Here is a 16,868-nt window from a genome sequence, read left to right on the forward strand (position 1 = left end):
ACGATCCGGTTGCGCCGAGCGTCTACTCGAACGAGCGTCCGCACTACTGGAAGGATCACGCATCGTGGAGACGTTGCCGCCGTTCGAGAGCGTCGTCCGCACCCACGGTGCGACGGTGATGCGGGTGTGCCTCGCCGTCGTGGGTCCGAGCGACGCCGACGACGCCTGGTCGGAGACGTTTCTGTCGGCGCTTCGCGTGTATCCACGGCTCGATGCGGGCGCGAACGTCGAGGCGTGGCTCGTGACGATCGCGCACCGCAAGGCGATCGATGTCGTACGCGCGCGGGGACGCCGTGCGATCCCGGTCGACGAGGTGCCCGACGTGGGGTCGCCGGCGTGGCACGGCCTGGATCCGCAGCTGTGGGAGGCGCTCGCGGAGTTGCCGTTCACGCAGCGCGCCGCAGTCGCGTATCACCACGTGATGGGGCTGCCCTACAAGGAGATCGCGGCGATCCTGGGCAATTCGACGGAGGCCGCGCGGCGCGCCTCGAGCGACGGGATCGCTCGCCTGCGCGCCGACGGCAGGGTCACCGGGCGCCCGCCGGATCCGCCCGGACCTCGTCGTGATCCGGCTCGTTCTCGGGGTGCTGCGCCTTGTGGCGGCGATGGAGCCCCTTCCAGTCGTAGAAGGCCGTGACGGCGGCGCCGAGCACGAGCCCGAACACGAGCCCCAGCAGCGTCATCCACGCGCCGTGGAGCAGTCCGGACGCCGGATCGCCGTGGAAGAACAGGATTCCGCGCACGGCGAGATAGACCTGGTGCATCGGCGCGAAGTCCGCGAGCCACGTGTAGAGGGTGGGCGCGGCGTCGAGCGGCACGGTTCCGCCGGACGACGGCAGGCCGATGATGATGAACACGAACAGGTTCACGAGCAGCCCGACGTTGCCGAACGCCGCCATGACCGAGATCGACGTGACCCCGACCGCCGTGATCGCGAGCGCGCCGTAGAGCCACAGCGAGAACGAATCCGGTATCGGCAGGCCCATGAGATGCCCGATCCACACGTACAGCGCGGAGACGGTCATCCCGACGACGAGCATGATGATCCATTTGACGATCGTCGTCTGCAGCCGCGAGAGCCGCACCGACTCGTTGTGCAGGTAGAGCGGGCCGATCTCGGTCGGCGTGAAGCCGAGCAGGCCGTCGGTGAGCGTGTTGACGATCGTCGCTCCGGTGAATCCGGCCAGCACGAGCAGCAGTGCGTAGTAGAACGCGGCGAGACCGTATCCGGTCCCGTCCGGGAGCGGGTCGTTCTCGACGAAGCGGACGTCGATCGGCTCCGAGAGCACGATCCGCGACGCACCCGAGAGTTCGAGGTCGGGTGCCTGCGCGGCGAGCCGCTCGGTGACCTGCTGGGTGATCTGTTCGCCCACAGTGCGATTGACCTGGTCCATCGCGCGCGAGCCGATCTGGTCGGCGATGTTCGCGCCGAGCGTGCCGGCGCGTGGATTGGTGTGGACGGTGATGACGGGACGGTCCATCTCGCCGGGCACGACGGCGCCCTGCGCGAGGATGAGCAGCCGCTTCGTGAAGTCGCTCGGGATGACGATCGACCCGTACAGCGACGCGTCGTCGAGACCCGCCTGTGCCTGCGCGATCCCCATCTCGTGGAAGTCGATCGCGTTGGGGTCGACGGCGTCCTTCATCCCGTCCACGATCTGGTCGCCGACGACCATCCGCTCCGGCGGATCGGAGTCGGGGACGACGTCGCCCTCGTCCTGATTGACGACGGCGATGGGGAACGAGTTGAGGTTCTTCGTCGGATCGAGCAGTCCGCCCATGTACAGGGCCGCGAGCGAGGCCATCACGACCATCACCAGCGCGACGGGCGCGAGCCAGAAGCGTGCGGTCAGGAGAATCTCCTTGCCGACGCCCATCGGGCGGCCGGAGTCCTCGTCGCGCGTGGTCGTCGGCCCGCCGGACGACTCGGTACCTCGAGTATCGGTCACGGCAACAGCGTAGAGCGTGGCATCGCCCGCGCGGGTTGTCGGCGACGGATCAGGCACGGCGCGCTCGTACGTGAGCGCGCACACGTATAACTACGGCATGGCTGTGTCGATCGACGGGGACGGCGGAGATCCCGCCTCGCCCGAGCCCGAATCGCCGGATCCGCCCGCCTTCGCCTCGCCCGGCGGACGTCCACCGCCGCGCACGGCGCGAGGCGTCCGAACCCGGGCCGCCCTCGTGGCGGCGGCGCGAAGCGTGTTCGAGCGGAAGGGTTTTCTCGACGCGCGACTGCTCGACATCACGCGCGAGGCACAGTGCTCCGCCGGCTCCTTCTATACCTACTTCGACTCGAAGGAGGAGATCCTGGCCGCCGTCCTGGGCGAGGCCCAGGAGGAGATGCTGCATCCCGGGACGGAGCGGGTCGCCGCCGACGACGACCCGGCCGCCGTCGTCGCCGCGAGCAACCGGGCGTACTTCGAGGCCTACCGGCGCAACGCCAGGCTCATGGCGCTGCTCGAACAGGTCGCGCAGATCGATCCCGAGATCGCCGATCTGCGCCGCCGCAGGGCGGCCGCGTTCGTCGAACGCAACGCTCGCAGCATCGCCGACCTGCAACGCGCGGGGCGCGCCGACGCCGAGGTCGATCCGATGCTCGCGTCCGAGGCGCTCTCGGCGATGGTGAGCAGGCTCGCGTACGGCCACTTCGTGGGGCGTTCGGCCGGCGCCGCGAGCCTGCCCGGGCCGGGCGACGCCGAGTTCGAGGCGCTGGTGTTCACCGCGACGCGGCTGTGGGTGAACGCGCTCGGCCTCGACGGGGCGCGGCCGTGAACGCTCGCCACGAAGAAGGCTTGAACTTGAATCCGGATTCAACTTAGGATCGGGACACCATCGTCGTCAGGAGTCGTCATGTCGGAAAACGCCCGCGGCAGGGAGGCGTCGATCTTCGACGTGTCCGATCGAGCCGCGGAGTACCGCGCTCGCCTGCTCGAGTTCATGGACGAGCACGTCCTGCCCGCCGAGCGCGTCTACGACGAGCAGATGCGCGCCGCGAGCACCCCGCACTTCCAGCCGCCGGTGCTCGAGGAACTGAAGGCGAAGGCGAAGGCCGCGGGGCTGTGGAATCTCTTCCTGCCCTATCCCGAATGGGGACCGGGGCTGAGCAACCTCGAGTACGCGCCGCTCGCGGAGATCATGGGCCGTAGTCACATCGCGCCCGAGGTCTTCAACTGCAATGCGCCCGACACCGGCAACATGGAGATCCTCGCGCTCTACGGCACCGACGAGCACAAGCAGAAGTACCTGAAGCCGTTGCTGGACGGCGAGATCCGGTCCGCGTTCGCGATGACGGAACCCGCCGTCGCGAGTTCGGATGCCACCAACATCGAGACGGCGATGGTGCGTGACGGCGACGAGTACGTCGTCGACGGGCGGAAGTGGTTCGCGTCCAACGCGATGCACCCGCACTGCCGAGTCCTCATCGTCATGGGCAAGACGGACCCGACCGCCGCCGTGCATCGTCAGCAGTCGATGCTCGTCGTCCCGATCGACGCGCCGGGCGTCACCGTCGTGCGCAATCTGCCCGTCTTCGGTTATCAGGACCGAGAAGGGCACGCCGAGATCACGTTCGACGGCGTGCGGGTGCCCGCCACCGACATCCTGTCGGGCGAGGGCGAAGGCTTCGCGATCAGCCAGGCGCGGCTCGGGCCGGGCCGCATCCACCACTGCATGCGCGCGATCGGCATGGCCGAACGGGCGCTCGAAGCGATGTGTGCCCGCGCGACGTCACGGGTGACGTTCGGCAAGCCGATCGCGGAGCGGTCCAACATCCAGGACTGGATCGCCGAGGCGCGCATCGAGATCGATATGGCGCGGCTACTCACGCTGCAGGCCGCCCACATGATGGACACCGTCGGAAACAAGGCCGCGCGCACCGAGATCGCCGCGATCAAGGTCGTCGCACCGAACGTCGCGCTGAAGGTCGTCGATCGCGCGATCCAGGTGCACGGCGGCGCCGGCGTCACCGACGACTTCCCGCTCGCGATGGCGTACGCGCACCTGCGCACGCTGCGTCTCGCGGACGGACCCGACGAAGTGCACAAGCGCGCGATCGCGCGACAGGAACTACGACGCTATCTCCCGGCGAAGAACGCCGGGAACGAAGGGAAATGAGCATGGCCGACCTCACCGGACGTACCGCCATCGTCACCGGAGCCTCGCGGGGCATCGGTCTCGCCGCGGCACGTGCGCTCGTCGATGCCGGGGCGAACGTCGTCCTCACCGCGCGCAAGCAGGAGAACGCCGAGGCTGCCGCGGCCGAGATCGGTGACGGTGCCGTTGGATTCGGCGCGCACGTCGTCGACGAGGACGCCGCGAAGGCGTGTATCGACTTCACCCTCGAGCGGTTCGGCAGCCTCGACGTCCTCGTCAACAACGCCGGGACCAATCCCGCGTACGGCCCGGTGATCGACCAGGACCACGCGCGCTTCGCGAAGACCTTCGACGTCAATCTCTGGGCGCCCGTGCTGTGGACGTCGCTCGCGGTGAAGTCGTGGATGGGCGAGAACGGCGGCTCGATCGTCAACACCGCGTCGATCGGTGGCATGTCCGCCGAGCGCGGCCTGGGTACCTACAACGCGTCCAAGGCAGCCCTCGTTCATGTGACTCGTCAACTGGCTATGGAGCTTTCGCCGAAGGTGCGCGTCAACGCGATCGCCCCGGGCGTCGTCCGGACGCGGCTCGCGGAGGCGCTGTGGAAGGAACACGAGGGCTTCGTCGCCGCCGCCACCGCGCTCGGACGCATCGGTGAACCGGAGGACGTCGCGAAGGCGATCGTCTTCCTCGCGTCCGACGACGCCTCGTGGGTGACGGGCGAGACGATGGTCGTCGACGGCGGTCAGTTGCGCGGCAACGCTGCGATGTTCCGCTGACGCGACGCCTTCTTGCCGTTTTGCACCCCGAACGTCGTTCTGCACCCCTATCGGACGTCCGATAGGGGTGCAGAGTACGAAAAGGGGTGCAGAACGGCGGACGTGGGCGCCGAGGATGTCAGGCCGTGAGGAGCTTGGTCCATGCGGTGATGGTGGGCTCCGCGGCGAGGTCGACGATGTCGACGTCGACGCCCGCGGCGCGCCAGCGCTCCACGAGCGCCATGACGCGCACCGAGTCGAGTCCTTCGTCGAGGAGGTCGTCGGCGTCGGCGAGTTCGGCGGGATCGAGGTCGAGGACGTCCGCGATGTCGGCACGGACCCGATCTGCGGTCAGCGTGGAGGGCACGTGAGATCCTTTCGACGAGGGCGACCACCGCACGGGGCGGCTATCAGGTTAGCCTAACCATATTCATGTGGACGGCTGCCGACGGGAGCGAGGGCGAGATGGCCGGAGATGCTGCGACCGGGACATCGGACACGCTGCGATTCGTGCTGTCACGGCCCTCGGGAACTGTCGAGGGGTACGGCGTCCGCGCCCGGTTCACCGACCGCGGCGCCGCGGCCGACGCGGTGCGCAGCGGCGCGGGGGTCGTGGGTGCACTCGCGTTCGATCCGGACGGGCCGTGCGATCTGACCTCGCCGCAGCGCCGCGTCGTCACCGGCACGCCGTGGGCGCGCGACGTCGGACCGGCGGCTCCGGTGGAGGTCACCGAGTCCGATCCCGCGCGCCACGCCGAGCGGGTCCGTCGCGCACTGAAGCTCATCGCCGCGGGCGAGCTGGAGAAGGTGGTGCTCGCGCGGCACGTGACAGTCACCTCCGCCGCGGCGATCGACCCGGTCGCGGTCCTGTCCCGGCTCACCGCGGCCGATCCCGGTGGCAACGGCTACCTCGTGCGACTCGGCGACCCGGACGAGCCCTCGCCCGCGGTGCTCGTGGGATCCAGCCCCGAGGTCCTCGTTCGTAGAACCGGCACCACCGTCTCGTGCCATCCGCTCGCCGGCTCGGCGCCCCGCACGCCGGGTGACGACACCGCCGGCCGCGCACTGCTCGCGTCGGGCAAGGACCGGCACGAGCACGCCCTGGTCGTGGAAGCGCTGCGCCGCGGCCTGACGCCGCTGTGCAGCGAACTCGACGTTCCGGCCGAGCCGACTCTCGTCGCCACGGGGCAGATGTGGCATCTCGGGACGCCGATCGTCGGACGGATCGCCGACCCGGCGACGACGGCACTCGACCTCGCGATCGCCGTTCATCCGACGCCCGCGGTGTGCGGGTCGCCGTACGAACGCGCGTTCGATCTGATCCGGCGCGAGGAGCCCGATCGGGGCCTCTACACCGGAGCCGTCGGCTGGTGCGACGAGCACGGCGACGGCGAGTGGATGGTCGCGATCCGGTGCGCTCTCGTCGACGGAAGCCGCACGAGTGCAACGGCATACGCGGGTGGCGGCATCGTCGACGGCTCCGATCCCGATGCCGAGGTCGACGAGACCCGCGCCAAGCTCCGCACCGTTCTCGGTGCCCTCGGCGGCTAGGAAGCCTGCTCCCGCTCCCTGTCGACGCGGCCGTTCGTCAGCGTGACGATCCGGTCCGCAAGGGCTCGATGCTCCTCGTGGTGCGTCGCCATCACCACGGCCGCTCCCCGTCGCGCCTCGGCGGCGACGACGTCGTCGATCACGGCCCGGGAGGCCGCGTCGAGTCCGGTGGCCGGCTCGTCGAGCAGCACGACGTCGGCGCGCTCCACGATTGCCTGCGCGAGCAGGACGCGCTGGCGTTGTCCGCCCGAGAGATCGGAGAATCTACGACGAGCGAGTGTGTCGAGTCCGATTCGCGCGCAGGCGTTCTCGATCGAGCGCCGATCGTCGCGGCCGAGCCTGCGCCACCATCCGAGCCGGCGCCACGTGCCCATCTCCACCGCACCGCGCACGGTGAGGGGAAGGAGTTCGGGGACCCGGGTGTGCTGCGGGACGTAGGCGACGGAGCCGCGGACGCCGTGCACGGAGCCACTCGTCGGCGGGAGCGTTCCCGCGAGAACCTGCAGCAGCGTCGACTTCCCCGAGCCGTTGTGGCCCCACAGGACGGTGACGGCGGCGGGCTCGAACTCGGCGTCGACGGCGTCGAGGGCGGGTTGTGACGCGCCCGGGTAGCGGACGGTCAATTCGCGAACGATAATCATTGTCGTTACTGTAGCGCGTCATGGAATGGCTGCTCGACCCGTTCACCGTGTCCTTCGTGCGGCGCGCCCTCGTCGCGGGGCTGCTCGTGTCGGTGCTGTGCGCCGCCGTCGGGAGCTGGGTCGTGGTGCGGGGCATGGCATTCCTGAGCGAGGCCGTCTCGCACGGCATCCTGCCCGGCGTCGCGATCGCGTATCTGGCCGGCGTCAACGTCGTCCTGGGCGCGGCGGCGAGCGCCGTCGTCATGGTGCTCGGGGTGTCCTGGGTGACCCGGCGCCGCGGCTTCACCGCCGACACCGGGATCGCGCTGCTGTTCGTCGGGATGCTCGCGCTCGGCGTCGTCATCGTGTCGCGAGCGAGGTCGTTCGCCGTCGACCTCACGGCCTTTCTCTTCGGTGACGTCCTGTCGGCGACGACCGCCGATCTCGTGTGGCTCGCCGTCGCGACCTGTGTCGCGGTGGCGCTCGCACTGCTCTGTCATCGGCCGTTCACGGCGCTCGCGTTCGACGAATCGAAGGCTGTCACGCTCGGGATGCGGCCACGCCTCGCCCACCTGCTCATGCTCGGCACCGTGGTCCTCGCGGTCGTCGCGTCGTTCCGCATCGTCGGTACCCTGCTGGTGCTCGGGCTGCTGGTCGCGCCGTCGGCCACCGCCGCGCTCGCGCGCCGCTCGATCCTGCCGACGATGCTCCTGGCGGCGGCCCTGGGCTGGTCCGCGGTCGTCGTCGGGTTGCTCGTCTCGTGGCACGCCGACACCGCGGCCGGCGCGACGATCGCCGGGATCGCCGTCGTGCAGTTCTTCGTCGCGGTCGCCGTCGCGAAGCTCTCCCGGGCGGTGCGGTGGCGAGCGAGTGTCGGCCCCGCCGCGCCGAGCGCCGCTGCGTGACCTACCATTTGTTGAAAACGATTGTCGATGTCATGAAGGGTGCCGGTATGCGGAGCGGGACGTGGATCAGGTGCGCTGCGGTGGTGGTCGCGGTATCGCTCGCGGGCACCGCGTGCGGCAGCAACGACGGCGAGGCTGCCGGCGGTGACGAGGCGGGCACCGCGCGGGCGGGCAGCGATCTGGCCGCCGATCCCGGTTCGACCGAGGTGGAGGGTCCACAGCCGCGACTCGTCGTCACCGACCGCGACAGTGGCGCCGTCTCGATTCTCGATCTCGCGACGACCGACGAACTCGCGCGGTTCGACTACGAGGGAGCGGGCGCGGCGTCGATCGTGAACGGACGCTATGTCTTCTCGGTGGATCAGCAGGCCGGCGAGGTCCACGTCGTCGACGCGGGATCGTGGACGATCGACCACGGCGACCACACCCACTCCTACGTCAGGGACCCCGTCGAGCTCGGGACGCTGACCGGCACGAAGCCCGCGCACGTGACCACGGGAGATCGGCGGGCCGCGGTCTTCTTCGACGACGACGGCCGCAGCGACCTCGTCGATGTCGCGGACCTGCGCGACGGCGAACTCTCGCCGCGCGAGATCCCGGCGCGGGCGCCGCACCACGGCGTCGTCCTCCCCGTCGCCGGGCACGTGCTCGTCTCGACGCCCAGCGAGGATCCGGACGACAACCGGCCGAACGGCTTCGAGGTGTACTCGGCGGACGGCGACGACGCCACTCTCGACGCCGCGTGCCCGCGGATGCACGGCGCGACGGTCGTCGGCACCACGGCGATCGGGGCGTGCGACGACGGACTCCTGCTGGTGAGTGCGCAGGGCGAGGAATGGTCCGCCGAGAAACTCCCGTACCCGGAGGGCATCACGCCGGAATCGCGACCCGCCTCGCTGTACGGCCACGATCGGCTCCCGCTGGTCGTGGGCACCGCGGGGGCGCCCGCGAGCAACGACGGCGTCGTGGTGCTCGACGTCGCGAACCGCAGCTGGACGCACATCCGGACTCCGGAACCCGCACTCGCAGCGGAACTCTCAGGCGACGGCACCACCGTCTTCGCGGTTCTCGCCGACGGCACCTTCGCGACGTTCGACGCGGCGACGGGCGCGAGCGCGGCGTCCTCGCCCGTTCTGGAGCGACCGTTCGACTGGTCCGACACGTCGGCGACTCGCCCCGCGATCGCGGTCGGGGGCAGCCGCGTCTACGTGTCCGATCCCGAGGCCGGGACGGTCGCGGAGATCGACTACCGCGACGATGCGCGCGTGGCACGCACGTTCGACCTCGGCGGCACGATCTCGTCCGTCGGCGTGGTGGGCTCGTGACGCGGAGGCGGTGGATCGGCCCGTGCGCCGCGCTGCTCACCGCACTGTTCGTCGTCACGGCATGTGGAGGAGCGATCGCCGACGACAGACCGACCATCGTCGTGACGACGGACATCCTCGGTGATGTCACCGAGAACATCGTCGGTGACGAGGCGGACGTTCTCGTCCTCATGCCACGCGGCGCGGATCCGCACTCGTTCGAGATCTCGGCCTCGGACGCCGCGCGCGTCGAGCGGTCGAGCCTCGTGATCGCCAACGGATCGGGTCTCGAAGAGGGCGCTCGAAGCACGGTCGACGCGGCGCGCGCCGACGGGGTTCCCGTGCTCGAGGTCGGTGATCGGGTGGACCCGCTCGTCTACGACGCAGGCCGAACGCGGGGAGCGCCCGACCCGCACTTCTGGACCGATCCCGGGCGAATGGCTCTCGCGGTGGACGCGATTCGCGCGTCGATCGAGGAGAACCTGGAGGCGAGCGTCGATCGCGGCGCCCTGGCAGCTCGGGCCGACGACTACCGCACGCGGGTCGAGGGGACGGCGGCGGCGATGCGCGAGCAGTTCGAGCAGATCGCCCCGCCGGACCGGAAGCTGGTGACGAACCATCATGTGTTCGGTTATCTCGCAGACCGATTCGGATTCGAGACGATCGGCGCCGTGATTCCCAGCGGCACCACACTCGCGTCGCCGAGCGCGTCCGATCTCGCCGACCTCGCGGGGGTGATCCGCGATGCCGGTGTGCGTGCGATCTTCGTCGACTCGTCGCAGCCCGAACGGCTGGCGCAGGCGCTGGCCACCGAGACCGGAACCGACGTGGCGATCGTGTCGCTGTTCACCGAATCGCTCGGTGACGAGAACTCGGGCGCCGGAACCTACCTCGACATGATGCGATCGAACGCGACCGCGATCGCCGGGGCGCTCGCGACGTGAACTCATGCACATTCAACACTTTGACAATGATTGTCGACAAGGGTACTTCTTCCTCATGATCACAACGAAACGAGTAAGCGCGACAACGAGTCTGGCCGCCCTGAGCCTGACCGGACTCCTCGTGACCGGATGCTCTTCCGGTAGCGCAGACAGCGACTCCGCCTCCCGGGCAGGCGCCACTGCGGCCGACGCCACCGTCGTCGACTCCGCGACGCCGCGACTCGCCGTGTCGTACGACGGCGGCATCCTCGTCCTCGACGCCGACACGCTCGACGTCGTCGGGCAGGAGGACGCGGAGGGCTTCGTCCGGATCAATCCAGCAGGGGACGGACGCCACGTGTTCGTCAGCGGTGCAGACGGATTCACGGCGCTCGACACGGGGACATGGACGGACGGTGGAACTCACTACACCGCCGATCCGTCGCTCACCGGCATCACGTTCGGCGCGACCACGCCCGGCCACGTCGTGCGGCACGACGGCAGGACGGTTCTCTTCGACGACGGCACCGGTCGCGTCCTCGTCCTCGACCCGGCCGAACTCGCGTCCGGCGACGCGGCCGTCACCCGCGAATACACCACGCCCGAAGCGCATCACGGTGTAGCCGTGGAACTGTCGGACGGCACCCTGATCACCACCGAGGGCAACGAGGACGAGCGGCACAGCGTGGTCGCGCGGGGCCCGGGCGACGAGGAGATCGCCCGCACCGACGACTGCCCGGGCGTGCACGGCGAAGCAGTGGCCGACGGCGAGACCGTGATCGTGGGCTGCGAGAACGGACTGGTGCTCTACCGTGACGGCGCGTTCCGGAAGGTGTCCAGCCTCGATCCCTACGGCCGCATCGGAAACCAGGCCGGCGACGAGGAGTCCGCGTTCGTGCTCGGCGACTACAAGGTCGACCCCGACGCGGAGCTCGAGCGGCCCGAGCGTGTCTCGATCACGAACGTCCGCAGCGGTGAGCTGACGCTGGTCGATCTCCCCGCGAGTCACACGTTCCGCTCCCTCGCCCGGGGGCCGCACGGTGAGGCGCTGGTGCTGGGCACGGACGGCGCCCTGCACGTGATCGACCCCGAGACCGCGCGGGTGACCAGGTCGATCGAGGTCGTCGACCCCTGGACCGAGCCGGGGAAGTGGCAGTCGCCGCGGCCGGCGCTGTTCGTCGCCGATCACACCGCCTACGTCACCGACCCCGCGACCGACTCGCTGCACGCGGTCGACATCGAGAGCGGTGCCGTCACCGCGTCCGCGACGCTCCCCGAGACGCCGAACGAGATCACCGGCGTCACCGGCTAGCGCTTCGCTTTCTGTGGTGGGCAGGGCCTCGATCGATACATTCCTGAATCGATTCGTGTGCAGTTAGAGTGATCGCATGTCCGACGAGCAGCAGCGACCCCTCGACTTCTGGTCGTTCATCGCGCTCGCGCACGGACGGCTGAAGACGGAGTTCGGGAGCACGCACGAGCTCGCGACCGAGGTCCTGCTCACCCTCAACCGCGCGTCGAACGTCGTCACGTACGACTTCGAGAACGCGGTGCACCGTCCGCGCGGTCTGTCGTGGTCGGCATTCCGGCTGTTGTTCGTCACGTGGCTCGCGGGCCCGATCGAATCGAAGCTCGCCGCCACGCTCACCGGGATGAGCCGCGCGGCCGTCTCCAATCTCACGAAGGGCCTGGTGGAGAGCGGTCTCATGCACCGTGAGATGGACGAGCGCGACAAGCGCTCGGTGCGCCTGTCGCTCACCGACGAGGGCGTCGCGAAGGTCAGTGACGCCTACCGCGCCCAGAACGAGCGCGAGTACGCGTGGGCGAGCGTCCTCACCGAAGCCGAGCAGCGTGTCCTCGTCATGCTGCTCGACAAGCTCATCACCAATCGCAGCCAGTTCGACGTCCGCGGCCGCACCTGAGCGTGCGCCGGGGCGCTTCCACGGCTCTGCCGGTCACCATCACAGGAAATCCGAGGTTGTCGCGCGCCTTCGAAATAGTTAAGGTGTGTATCAATAGGAGTGATGCGAGGCACACGCGACACCGCCCGAGGAGGCTGACATGGCGTTCTACCGCCAGGCCGGGACGATCCCGCCGAAACGGCACACGCAGTTCCGCGACGACGACGGCAAGCTCTTCTACGAGGAGCTCATGGGCGATGAGGGCTTCTCCTCCGACTCGTCGCTGCTCTATCACCGCGGCATCCCGTCCGCGATCGTCGACGCGACGGTGTGGGAGATCCCCGACGTCACGACCGTCCCGAACCACCCGCTCACACCGCGCCACCTGAAGCTGCACGACCTGTTCGCGAACGACGATCCCGCGACGATCGACGTCGTCACCGGCCGCCGGCTGATCCTCGGCAACAACGACGTCCGCCTGTCGTACGTCGTCGCGGCGGCGCCGTCGCCGTTGTACCGCAACGCACTCGGCGACGAGATGGTCTACATCGAATCGGGTGAGGCGACCGTCGAGACGGTCTTCGGCACCCTCGAGGCGAAGCAGGGCGACTACGTCCTGATCCCGACGTCGACGACGCACCGGTGGCTCCCGCACGGCGAAGAACCGTTGCGCGCGTACGCGATCGAGTCGAACAGTCACATCGTGCCGCCGAAGCGCTACCTCTCGCGGTTCGGGCAGTTCCTGGAGAACGCGCCGTTCTGCGAACGCGATCTCGTCGGCCCCGGTGAGATCCCGGTCGGCGAGGGCACCGACGTCGAGGTGCTCGTCAAGCACCGCACGTCGCACGGCATCGTCGGCACCCGGTTCGTCTACGCCGAGCACCCGTTCGATGTCGTCGGCTGGGACGGCTGCCTGTACCCCTTCACGTTCAACGTCTCGAACTTCGAGCCGATCACGGGCCGCGTGCACCAGCCGCCGCCCGTCCATCAGGCGTTCGAGGGCAACAACTTCGTCATCTGCAACTTCGTGCCGCGCAAGGCCGACTACCACCCGCTCTCCGTTCCGGTCCCGTACTACCACTCGAACGTCGACTCCGACGAGGTGATGTTCTACTGCGGCGGAAACTACGAGGCGCGCAAGGGATCCGGAATCGACATCGGTTCGATCTCGGTGCACCCGGGCGGCCACGCGCACGGTCCACAGCCCGGTGGTGTCGAGCGGTCGCTCGGCGTCGAGTACCTCGAGGAACTCGCCGTCATGGTGGACACCTTCGCGCCGCTCGAACTCGGCCGCGCGGCATTCGCGTGCGAGGACGAGTCGTACGCGTACTCGTGGGTGACGAAGTCCGAGGTGAAGGCGTGATCGCCGCGCTGCTGACCGGTCTGTGCGACGACGCCGCGCTCTTCCCGCCCGGTGACGCACCGATGCCGGCGGCCGTCGTAGCCCACGCCGGCTACCGTTCCGGCGATGTGTCGCCGCTCGTGGGTCCGTTCGTCGTCCCCGTCGGGCGCCTCGGCGAACTCGCCGAGCAGCGGCCCGCCGCCATCGACCTGAGCGTCACCTTCCCCGCGGGGCCGGCCGAGCTGATCGCCGGGCTGGACGCCGCACGTGCGATCGACGGTGTGCGCGTCGCGGCCGTCGAGATCGCCTCCGGCGCAGAGCTCTCCGCATCGGACTTCGCGGCGGCCGTGACCGCCGCCGCGGATGCGCTCGACGGCGTCGACGTGTACGTCGAGATCCCGCGCGGCGAGCGCCGTCCCGGCTACCTCGCCGTGGTCGCCGAGAACGGCTGGCGCGCGAAGTTCCGCACCGGCGGCGTCGTCGCCGAGGCGTACCCGGACGAGGCGGAACTCGCGGCCGCCGTCCACCGCGTCGTGGCGAGCGGTGTTCCGTTCAAGGCGACTGCGGGGCTGCACCACGCGGTCCGCAACACCGACCCGGTCACGGGCTTCGAGCAGCACGGCTTCGTGAATCTGCTCGTCGCGACGGCCGACGCACTCGCGGGCGCGACTCCCGCGGCCCTCGTCGACGTGCTCGGTGAGCGCGACGGCGCCACCCTCGCGGCGCGGCTGAACGACCTCGACGACGACACGGTGCGCGCGGTGCGCGGCGCGTTCCGCTCGTACGGCACCTGCAGTATCGCCGAACCCGTGGCGGACCTCACGGACCTCGGCCTGCTCGAGCTCGATGCCGAGCTCGTGGCGAACTCGGAAGGACAATCATCGTGACCACCATCGACATCCCCGAAGGATCGCTGTTCGGGATCGACAATCTCCCGTACGGCGTCTTCGAGGCCGACGGCGCAGCGCCGCGCGTCGGCGTCCGCGTCGCCGACACCGTCGTCGATCTGGCCGCCACCCTCGGCGACGACGTGTTCGCGCAGCCGTCGCTCAACCCGTTCATGGCGCAGGGCAAGGCCCGCTGGGACGAGGTGCGTTCGCGCATCGTCGAACTCGTGCAGGGAGACCTCCCCGCCGAGGCGCTGCACGCCGTGTCCGACGTGACGATGCGGCTGCCCTTCGACGTCGCGGACTACGTCGACTTCTACGCGTCGGAGAACCACGCGACGAACCTCGGCAAGCTCTTCCGGCCCGACAGCGCCCCGCTGATGCCCAACTGGAAGCACCTCCCGGTCGGCTACCACGGCCGGTCGAGCACCGTGATCGTCTCGGGTGTCGACGTCGTGCGGCCCTGTGGTCAGCGCAAGCTGCCCGGCGACGACGCACCGACCTACGGCCCGTCGGTCCGGCTCGACATCGAGGCGGAGATGGGCTTCGTTGTCGGCGTTCCCTCGCCGCTCGGGTCCCCGATCGCGCCGGACGAGTTCGCGGAGCACGTCTTCGGCGCCGTGATCGTCAACGACTGGAGCGCACGCGACATCCAGGCGTGGGAGTACGTCCCGCTCGGGCCGTTCCTCGGCAAGAGCTTCGCGACCTCCGTCTCGCCGTGGGTCGTCCCGCTCGCCGCGCTGGATGCCGCGCGCGTCGCGACGCCCGTGCAGGACCCGACGCCGCTGCCGTACCTGCAGGGTGAGCAGAAGTGGGGCCTCGACATCGATCTGGCAGTCGAGTGGAACGGTGACGTCGTGACGCGTCCGCCGTACGCGGGGATGTACTGGTCGCCCGCGCAGATGCTCGCACACACCACGATCAACGGCGCGGCGTCGAGCACCGGCGACCTCTTCGCGTCGGGCACCATCTCGGGACCGGAGAAGGACCAGCGCGGTGCGTTCATCGAATTGACCTGGGGTGGCAAGGAACCCGTCGAGGTCGCGGCCGAGCAGCGGACCTTCCTCGAGGACGGCGACGAGATCGCGATCTCGGCGACGGCGCCGGGCGCGTCGGGCGGCCGGATCGGGTTCGGCGAGGTCCGCAGCCGCATCCTGCCCGCGACGGAGACCGGCCGGTGAGCGGAAAGGTCCGCGAGTCGGCGGCGGAGGCCGTCGCCGGCATCGCGTCGGGCTCGACGCTCGCGGTGGGTGGTTTCGGCCTGTGCGGGATCCCCGATGCGCTGATCGGCGCGATCGCGGACACCGGGGCGTCGGAGCTCGAGGTGTTCTCGAACAACTGCGGTGTCGACGACTACGGTCTGGGAATCCTCTTGTCGGCCGGTCGGATCGCGCGCGTCACGGCGTCGTATGTCGGTGAGAACAAGGAGTTCGCGCGGCAGTATCTGGCGGGCGAACTCGAAGTGGAACTCACTCCGCAGGGCACGCTCGCCGAGCGGCTGCGTGCCGGCGGTGCGGGAATCCCCGCGTTCTACACGCCTGCGGGCGTCGGGACGCCGATCGGCGACGGTGGGCTGCCGTGGCGCTACGCGCCCGACGGCTCGGTCGCGGTCGCGTCGCCGCCCAAGGAGATCCGTGAGTTCGGCGGCAAGCGTTACGTTCTCGAGGAGGGCATCGTCGCCGACTTCGCGCTCGTGCACGCGGCGGTGGGCGACACCGAGGGCAATCTCGTGTTCGAGAAGTCCGCGCTGAACTTCAATCCGCTCGCGGCGATGGCGGGTCGTGTCACGATCGCGCAGGTCGAGCGGCTGGTGGAGCCCGGCGAACTCGATCCCGGCAGTGTGCATCTGCCCGGTGTCTTCGTGCAGCGGATCGTGGAGTCGGGACAGCAGGACAAGCGCATCGAGAAGCGCACCGTGCGGCAGGAGGTTCCGGCATGAGCTGGTCGCGTGACGAGATGGCGGCGCGGGTCGCGCTCGAGCTGAATCCCGGCGAGTACGTCAATCTCGGTATCGGGTTGCCGACGCTCGTCCCGAATCATCTGCCGTCGGGCGTCGACGTCGTGCTGCACAGCGAGAACGGGATTCTCGGCACAGGTCCGTACCCGAGCGACGACGCGGTCGATGCGGATCTCATCAACGCCGGCAAGGAGACCGTCACGGTCAACCCCGGTGCGGCGTTCTTCGATTCGGCACTGTCGTTCGGGATGATTCGCGGTGGTCACATCGACACCGCGGTCCTGGGCGGCATGCAGGTGTCGCGAGGCGGAGACCTCGCGAACTGGATGGTGCCCGGCAAGATGGTCAAGGGTATGGGCGGGGCCATGGATCTCGTGCACGGCGCGCGTCGCGTCATCGTGCTCATGGAGCACACCGCACGAGACGGATCGCCGAAGATCGTGGACCAGTGCACACTTCCACTCACCGGTCAGGGCGTGGTGCACCGGGTCGTCACGGATCTCGCCGTCCTCGACATCGAGCCGGGCACTGCGGGCGAGGGGCGGGTCGTGCTCGTCGAGACCGCTCCCGACGTCACCGTGGACGAGGTGAAGGCCGCGACGGGCACCGACCTGGTCGTGTAGGC

At 69.5% G+C, this 16,868-nt stretch carries 17 protein-coding genes and 1 pseudogene; 15 read left to right on the forward strand and 3 right to left on the reverse strand.

The features are described from left to right. Nucleotides 1-46 precede the first annotated feature (46 nt). Nucleotides 47-514 (forward strand): annotated as a pseudogene (locus RR1_RS06715) (RNA polymerase sigma factor); the annotation flags it as partial. A gap of 13 nt (nucleotides 515-527) precedes the next feature. On the opposite strand, the gene RR1_RS06720 reads toward RR1_RS06715, so the two are convergent. Next, complete coding sequence (locus RR1_RS06720) at nucleotides 528-1,877, reverse strand: YhgE/Pip domain-containing protein (RefSeq protein WP_051111114.1); 1,350 nt, start codon at nucleotides 1,875-1,877, stop codon at nucleotides 528-530. Nucleotides 1,878-2,046: 169 nt separating this feature from the next. On the opposite strand from RR1_RS06720, the gene RR1_RS06725 reads away from it, so the two are divergent. The 3 genes from RR1_RS06725 (at nucleotide 2,047) to RR1_RS06735 (ending at nucleotide 4,874) form a co-directional block, all read left to right on the forward strand. Continuing rightward, the gene (locus tag RR1_RS06725) at nucleotides 2,047-2,775 is read left to right on the forward strand and encodes a TetR/AcrR family transcriptional regulator (protein ID WP_040772647.1); all 729 of its coding nucleotides are present in this window, start codon (nucleotides 2,047-2,049) and stop codon (nucleotides 2,773-2,775) included. 78 nt (nucleotides 2,776-2,853) lie between these two features. Next, a complete protein-coding gene (locus tag RR1_RS06730; protein ID WP_010837684.1) occupies nucleotides 2,854-4,116 on the forward strand; it encodes an acyl-CoA dehydrogenase family protein in 1,263 nt (420 codons plus the stop codon). After that, entirely contained in the window at nucleotides 4,113-4,874 is a 762-nt protein-coding gene (locus tag RR1_RS06735) for an SDR family oxidoreductase (protein ID WP_040772645.1), read from the forward strand. Before RR1_RS06730 ends, RR1_RS06735 begins: the two co-directional genes overlap by 4 nt. Nucleotides 4,875-4,992: 118 nt before the next feature. On the opposite strand, the gene RR1_RS06740 is transcribed toward RR1_RS06735, so the two are convergent. After that, on the reverse strand, nucleotides 4,993-5,220 hold the full coding sequence (locus tag RR1_RS06740) for a phosphopantetheine-binding protein (RefSeq protein ID WP_010837682.1): 228 nt from the start codon (nucleotides 5,218-5,220) through the stop codon (nucleotides 4,993-4,995). A 143-nt stretch (nucleotides 5,221-5,363) separates the two neighbouring features. Between RR1_RS06740 and RR1_RS06745 the strand changes: the two genes are divergently transcribed. Further along, the gene (locus RR1_RS06745; RefSeq protein ID WP_238558964.1) at nucleotides 5,364-6,404 is read left to right on the forward strand and encodes an isochorismate synthase; all 1,041 of its coding nucleotides are present in this window, start codon (nucleotides 5,364-5,366) and stop codon (nucleotides 6,402-6,404) included. Here the strand turns inward: RR1_RS06745 and aztA are convergent. Further along, the gene (gene aztA / locus RR1_RS06750) at nucleotides 6,401-7,045 is read right to left on the reverse strand and encodes a zinc ABC transporter ATP-binding protein AztA (protein WP_010837680.1); all 645 of its coding nucleotides are present in this window, start codon (nucleotides 7,043-7,045) and stop codon (nucleotides 6,401-6,403) included. The two genes, RR1_RS06745 and aztA, sit on opposite strands and share 4 nt — an antisense overlap. A gap of 20 nt (nucleotides 7,046-7,065) precedes the next feature. Here aztA and aztB point away from each other — a divergent pair, with 20 nt between their 5' ends. The 10 genes from aztB (at nucleotide 7,066) to RR1_RS06800 (ending at nucleotide 16,866) form a co-directional block, all read left to right on the forward strand. Beyond that, on the forward strand, nucleotides 7,066-7,929 hold the full coding sequence (gene aztB / locus RR1_RS06755) for a zinc ABC transporter permease AztB (protein ID WP_010837679.1): 864 nt from the start codon (nucleotides 7,066-7,068) through the stop codon (nucleotides 7,927-7,929). A gap of 80 nt (nucleotides 7,930-8,009) precedes the next feature. Continuing rightward, complete coding sequence (locus tag RR1_RS22605; RefSeq protein ID WP_238558963.1) at nucleotides 8,010-9,254, forward strand: ABC transporter; 1,245 nt, start codon at nucleotides 8,010-8,012, stop codon at nucleotides 9,252-9,254. Then, nucleotides 9,251-10,177: a zinc ABC transporter substrate-binding protein AztC gene (aztC, locus tag RR1_RS22610; protein ID WP_010837677.1), complete on the forward strand. Its 927-nt coding sequence runs from the start codon at nucleotides 9,251-9,253 to the stop codon at nucleotides 10,175-10,177. The genes RR1_RS22605 and aztC overlap by 4 nt, the downstream gene beginning before the upstream one ends. A gap of 55 nt (nucleotides 10,178-10,232) precedes the next feature. Further along, nucleotides 10,233-11,468, forward strand: coding sequence for a zinc metallochaperone AztD (gene aztD / locus RR1_RS06770; protein WP_040772643.1), 1,236 nt, complete (start codon nucleotides 10,233-10,235; stop codon nucleotides 11,466-11,468). Between the two features lie 76 nt (nucleotides 11,469-11,544). After that, nucleotides 11,545-12,078: a MarR family winged helix-turn-helix transcriptional regulator gene (locus RR1_RS06775; protein WP_010837675.1), complete on the forward strand. Its 534-nt coding sequence runs from the start codon at nucleotides 11,545-11,547 to the stop codon at nucleotides 12,076-12,078. 139 nt (nucleotides 12,079-12,217) lie between these two features. Next, nucleotides 12,218-13,420: a homogentisate 1,2-dioxygenase gene (locus RR1_RS06780; protein ID WP_010837674.1), complete on the forward strand. Its 1,203-nt coding sequence runs from the start codon at nucleotides 12,218-12,220 to the stop codon at nucleotides 13,418-13,420. Beyond that, nucleotides 13,417-14,286 carry a hypothetical protein gene (locus RR1_RS06785; protein ID WP_010837673.1) on the forward strand — a complete coding sequence of 290 codons (870 nt, stop codon included), beginning with the start codon at nucleotides 13,417-13,419 and terminating at the stop codon, nucleotides 14,284-14,286. Before RR1_RS06780 ends, RR1_RS06785 begins: the two co-directional genes overlap by 4 nt. Further along, on the forward strand, nucleotides 14,283-15,467 hold the full coding sequence (gene fahA, locus RR1_RS06790; RefSeq protein ID WP_010837672.1) for a fumarylacetoacetase: 1,185 nt from the start codon (nucleotides 14,283-14,285) through the stop codon (nucleotides 15,465-15,467). Before RR1_RS06785 ends, fahA begins: the two co-directional genes overlap by 4 nt. Next, complete coding sequence (locus RR1_RS06795; protein ID WP_010837671.1) at nucleotides 15,464-16,225, forward strand: CoA transferase subunit A; 762 nt, start codon at nucleotides 15,464-15,466, stop codon at nucleotides 16,223-16,225. The genes fahA and RR1_RS06795 overlap by 4 nt, the downstream gene beginning before the upstream one ends. Next, nucleotides 16,222-16,866 (forward strand): 3-oxoacid CoA-transferase subunit B, encoded by a 645-nt coding sequence (locus tag RR1_RS06800; RefSeq protein ID WP_010837670.1) that lies wholly within the window; start codon nucleotides 16,222-16,224, stop codon nucleotides 16,864-16,866. The genes RR1_RS06795 and RR1_RS06800 overlap by 4 nt, the downstream gene beginning before the upstream one ends. The last annotated feature ends 2 nt before the right edge of the window (nucleotides 16,867-16,868 follow it).

Source organism: Rhodococcus rhodnii NBRC 100604 (assembly GCF_001894925.1).
In the GTDB taxonomy this organism is placed as follows: domain Bacteria; phylum Actinomycetota; class Actinomycetes; order Mycobacteriales; family Mycobacteriaceae; genus Rhodococcus_F; species Rhodococcus_F rhodnii.